This window comes from Pseudokineococcus marinus, assembly GCF_013004605.1.
GTDB classification, from domain to species: Bacteria; Actinomycetota; Actinomycetes; order Actinomycetales; family Quadrisphaeraceae; genus Pseudokineococcus; species Pseudokineococcus marinus.
Map to the genome: position 1 here is coordinate 1 of NZ_JABEMA010000250.1, position 4,587 is coordinate 4,587.

The 4,587-nt window shown below is 77.6% G+C and carries 4 protein-coding genes; all 4 read right to left on the reverse strand.

Annotated elements, in window-relative coordinates; all coding sequences use genetic code 11:
• Nucleotides 1-54: 54 nt before the first annotated feature.
• The 4 genes from HLB09_RS13315 to HLB09_RS13330 all read right to left on the reverse strand — a co-directional run bounded on the left by HLB09_RS13315 (nt 55) and on the right by HLB09_RS13330 (nt 4,368).
• A complete protein-coding gene (locus tag HLB09_RS13315) occupies nt 55-1,155 on the reverse strand; it encodes a ParB/RepB/Spo0J family partition protein (protein WP_171203831.1) in 1,101 nt (366 codons plus the stop codon).
• A gap of 109 nt (nt 1,156-1,264) precedes the next feature.
• A complete protein-coding gene (locus HLB09_RS20080; protein ID WP_171203833.1) occupies nt 1,265-2,452 on the reverse strand; it encodes a ParA family protein in 1,188 nt (395 codons plus the stop codon).
• Between the two features lie 603 nt (nt 2,453-3,055).
• Complete coding sequence (rsmG, locus tag HLB09_RS13325; RefSeq protein WP_212771052.1) at nt 3,056-3,694, reverse strand: 16S rRNA (guanine(527)-N(7))-methyltransferase RsmG; 639 nt, start codon at nt 3,692-3,694, stop codon at nt 3,056-3,058.
• Between the two features lie 98 nt (nt 3,695-3,792).
• A complete protein-coding gene (locus HLB09_RS13330) occupies nt 3,793-4,368 on the reverse strand; it encodes a Jag family protein (RefSeq protein WP_171203832.1) in 576 nt (191 codons plus the stop codon).
• Nucleotides 4,369-4,587 lie beyond the last annotated feature (219 nt).

Consider the following 4,587-nt stretch of genomic DNA (forward strand, 5'->3'; position numbering starts at 1 on the left):
CGTCCGCCACGGGCACCCGCCGCGCCGCGGCGCGCGCACCTCCCGCCGCCCTGGTCACGCCGCGCCGCCGCCGTCCACGGAGGGGACGCCCTCGAGCGCGAGCACGCCGAGGATGCGCTCGAGGTCCTCGCGGCCGGCGAACTCGACGGTGAGGCGGCCCTTGCGGCGTCCGACGTTCACCGTGACCCGCGTCTCCAGCCGCTCGGACAGCGCCGTCGCGACGGCGTCGGCCCGCTCGTCGCGTGCAGCCGGGGCGGCGGAGCGCCGCGGTGCGGGGACGGCGTCGCCCGCCGCCACCGCCTCCTCCGTCGAGCGGACGGAGAGTCCCTCGGCGACGACGCGCTGGGCCAGGCGCTCCATGGCGGCCGCGTCCGGCAGACCGAGCAGCGCGCGGGCGTGGCCGGCCGAGAGGACGCCGGCGGCGACGCGGCGCTGGACGAGCGGCGGCAGCTTGAGGAGCCGCAGCGTGTTGGAGATCTGCGGACGGGAGCGGCCGATGCGGCGCGCCAGCTCCTCGTGGGTGCAGCCGAAGTCCTCGAGCAGCTGGCCGTAGGCGGCCGCCTCCTCGAGGGGGTTCAGCTGGCTCCGGTGGAGGTTCTCGAGCAGGGCGTCGCGCAGCAGGACGTCGTCCTCGGTGCCGCGCACGATGGCCGGCACCACGTCGAGCCCGGCACGACGGCTCGCCCGCCACCGCCGCTCGCCCATGACGAGCTCGTAGAGGACGCCCTCGTCGACCGTCTCCCCGGCCGGCACGGGCCGGACGACGACGGGCTGCAGCACCCCGACCTCGCGGATGGACTGCTCGAGCTCGGCCAGCTCGTCCTCGTCGAACACCTGCCGCGGCTGGCGCGGGTTCGGCCGCACGGCGCCGACCGGCACCTCGGTGAGCCGGAGCCCGGGCACCTCGACGAGCGCCTCGTGGTCGCGCACTCCCGTCGCTCCGTCGCTGTTCCACGTGGAACGCGTGTCAGCGCCCGCCGCCTCGGCCGTGGGCTGCGCGCCCGCGGGGCTGCCGCCGTCGGCGCCCTCCACGGGCGCCGCCGGCTCACCGCGCTCGGCGGCGGGCCAGAACACGTCGCGCGGACGCTCGCCCTCCGGCCCGGAGGGGATGAGCGCGCCGAGGCCGCGCCCCAGACCGCGTCGTCGTTCCGTCATGCTGCTGCCCGTCCTGCTCGTCGCTGCTGCTCGTCGCCCTCGTGCCCCGGCCCGAGCCGGTTGCCGCCGGAGCGACGACCGTGCTCGGCCGCTGCCGCCCCGCGGCGGTTCAGCGCCCGCTCGCGGGGGTGCTCTCCGCAGCGGTCGCCGAGGTCGGCCGCTCGGCCAGCTCCTGCGCCGCGGCGAGGTACGACAGGGCCCCGCTGGACCCCGGGTCGTAGGTCATCACGGTCTGCCCGTAGGACGGCGCCTCCGACACGCGGACGGAGCGGGGGACCGTCGTCCGCAGCACCGAGCGGGGGAAGTGCTCGCGCACCTCCTCGGCCACCTGGGCGGCCAGCCGCGTCCGCGCGTCGTACATCGTCAGGAGGATGGACGAGACGTGCAAGCCCGGGTTGAGGTGCCGCGTGATCATGTCGATGTTCTTGAGGAGCTGGCTCAGCCCTTCCAGGGCGTAGTACTCGCACTGGATCGGGATGAGCACCTCCTCGGCGCACACGAAGGCGTTGAGGGTGAGCAGGCCGAGGCTCGGCGGGCAGTCGACGAAGACGTAGTCGGGGCGGAGCTCCCCGCGCGCCTCGCAGCGCTCGAGGTAGCCGCGCACGGCGACCCGCAGCCGCGTCTCCCGGGCGACCATCGAGACGAGCTCGATCTCCGCGCCGGCCAGGTCGATCGTCGCGGGGGCGCACAGGAGGCCGGGGACGTCGGGGCACGGCTGCAGGACCTCCTCGAGCGGCACCTCCTCGACGAGCACGTCGTAGAGGCCCGGCACCTCGGCGTGGTGCTCGACCCCCAGGGCCGTCGAGGCGTTGCCCTGCGGGTCGCTGTCGAGGACGACGACGCGGAGGCCCGCCTGCGCCAGGGCCGCGGCGAGGTTGACCGTCGTCGTCGTCTTGCCGACGCCGCCCTTCTGGTTGGCCACGGTGAGGACCCGCGTCCGCGGCGGCGGCGCGAGCGGACGCCCGGCCAGGGCGATCCTCCGCCGGGCGTCGTCGGCCACCTCCCGTGCAAGAGGGGTCGAGTCGTCCACCTCCGGAAGCGACCCGGCGACCTCGGCCCTCTGCGCGTCGTCCCCCCCGGCCACCACCGCGACGCCGCCGCCGGACGCGGCCGGCACCGAGGCCGAGGCCGATGCCCGGGAGGAGGCCCAGGAGGAGTCCCGAGAGGAGGCCGGGGAGGAAGCCCGGGAGGAGGCCGGGGAGGAAGCCCGGGAGGAGGCCCGAGCCGGGACGTCCGCGTCCTCCGGCGCTGCGGGCACGTCGGGGTCGTCGCCGGGGTCGTCGGACCGGTCGGCCATCTCGGTGACGTCGTGGGACTCGACGTGAGCGGCCGCAGGCTCGTCGGTGCTCGGCGCGACGAGGGGGGTGCCGGTCGCGTCGCCGGTGGGCCCCTGCGACACCGGCTCGGCCGGAGCGGGGTCGTCACGGACCGCGGGCGTGTCGACGTCGTCCTCCACGGGCGTCAGGGCGGGTGCGTGCGGTGCGGGCGACGGCGGACCCTGCGACGCGTCGACGGCTGGTCCGACCGCCGCGCCCGTCCCCGCCACGGCCTTGGTCTCGGGCCCCGACTCCAGCTCGAGCTCGACGACGGGTCCGTCGCCCAGGTCCTCCGACGGGACGGCGCCACCCGGGTCGGCCTCGCCCGTGGCCACCGCCTCGGCGCCGCGGGGGGCCTCCGCGTCGGACGCCGGACCCACGGGCGACTCCGGCACCTCGCGCCCGTGCGGCGGCGTCGGCACGGTCGCGACCTCGGTTCCACGTGGAACGGCCGGCCACCCGAGGGCTCCACCGACCTGCTCGACCTGCCGGCCGGGCCAGCCCGGTGCCGTCGTGATGCGCACCCGCGCCCGCCTCCTTCTCTCGTCGACCGCCGGCAGCACCCCCGCGCCGACGTCCGAGGATCAGCTGCGGCGGCGCGCCCGCGCGCTGCGGGCCCCGACCCTAGCTCGGACGACGGTGGTGACCTCGTCCAGCAGGCCGTCGCCGCAGGTGAGCACCTCGGGCTCGAGGAGACCGGCGCGCCGCAGGGCCTCGCCGTGCGCGGCGACCTCGTCCGCCGCCGTGCCGCCCTTGACCGCCAGCAGCTGCCCTCCCGGCGCCACCAGGGGCGCGCACCAGCGCGCCAGGCGGTCGAGCGGGGCGACCGCGCGGGAGGTCACGACGTCCGCCTCCTCGTGGCCGGCCAGCTCCTCGGCCCGGGCCCGCACCACCCGCACGCGCAGGTCGGGACCGGGGACCGCGGCGTCGAGCACCTCGACGGCGTGCTCCAGCCAGCGCACGCGGCGCAGGGCGGAGTCGACGAGCACCAGCTCGAGGTCCGGTCGGGCCAGGGCGAGCACGAGCCCCGGCAGGCCGGCGCCGCTGCCGACGTCCAGCACCACCGCGCCCTCGGGCACCAGCTCGGCGACGACGGCGCAGTTGAGGACGTGGCGGCTCCAGAGCCGGGGCACCTCCCGGGGGCCGATGACGCCCCTGACGACGCCCTCGCCCGCCAGCTCGCGGACGAGCACCCGAGCCCCCTCGAGACCGGGGCCCAGCACCTGCGCCGCGACCTCCGGCTCGTCGGGCAGCTCACCGTCCCCCGAGGGGCGTCCGTCGACGAGGTCCTCGGGCGCCGCGTCCTCCGGCGGCGGGGCGGTCAGGACGCCGCCGTGACGACGACGTGGCGGTCGGCGGCGACGCCCTCGGACTCCGAGCGAAGGCCGGCCTCCGCGACGGCGTCGTGGACGATCTTGCGCTCGTACGGGTTCATCGGCTCCAGGTGCACGGCCTCGCCGCCGGCGCGGGCCTGCTCGACCGCCTCGTTCGCCAGGCCGGTGAGGACGACGCGCCGCTGGGCGCGGTAGCCGGCGACGTCGAGCACGAGGCGGCTCCGCTCGCCCGTGCGGGCCTGGACGGCCAGGCGCGTCAGCTCCTGCAGGGCCTCGAGCACGCGGCCGTCGTCCCCGACGAGGCGGCGCAGGGAGCCCGGGGCGGCGTCGTCCTCGAGCACCGAGACCGACGCGCGACCGTCCTCGACGTCGATGTCGAGGTCGCCGTCGAGGTCGGCGATGTCGAGCAGCTCCTCGAGGTAGTCGGCGGCGACGTCGCCCTCCTCCTCGAGGCGCGCGCGGCGCGTGGGCGCCTCCTCGCCGGTGCCGGTGCGGGTGCCCTCGCCCGTCTCCGCTGCCGGCGCGTCCACCGCGGCGCCGTCCGTCGAGCCCTCAGTCGTCATGCTGCCTCCTCCACCGCGCGGCGGTCGCCGCAGTCGTCGGGGGACCGTCGTGGGTCCTGCCCCGGTTGGTCGTGCCCCGGTCGGTCGTGCGTCGGCGCCCCGGCCCCCGCCTCGCGGCCCACGGTCCCGTGGGCCCTCACGGGTCACCCGTCGGGGGCCGTCCCGTGGACCACCCCCGGGCGCCTGCGCCGTCGGGGGGCGGCCCGGGGCGGTCGCGGC

Bases quoted from the DNA above. Each gene is read 5' to 3' on its own strand.
- HLB09_RS13315 (WP_171203831.1), bottom strand. From the start codon at position 1,155: ATGACGGAACGACGACGCGGTCTGGGGCGCGGCCTCGGCGCGCTCATC.
- HLB09_RS20080 (WP_171203833.1), bottom strand. From the start codon at position 2,452: ATGGCCGACCGGTCCGACGACCCCGGCGACGACCCCGACGTGCCCGCA.
- HLB09_RS13330 (WP_171203832.1), bottom strand. From the start codon at position 4,368: ATGACGACTGAGGGCTCGACGGACGGCGCCGCGGTGGACGCGCCGGCA.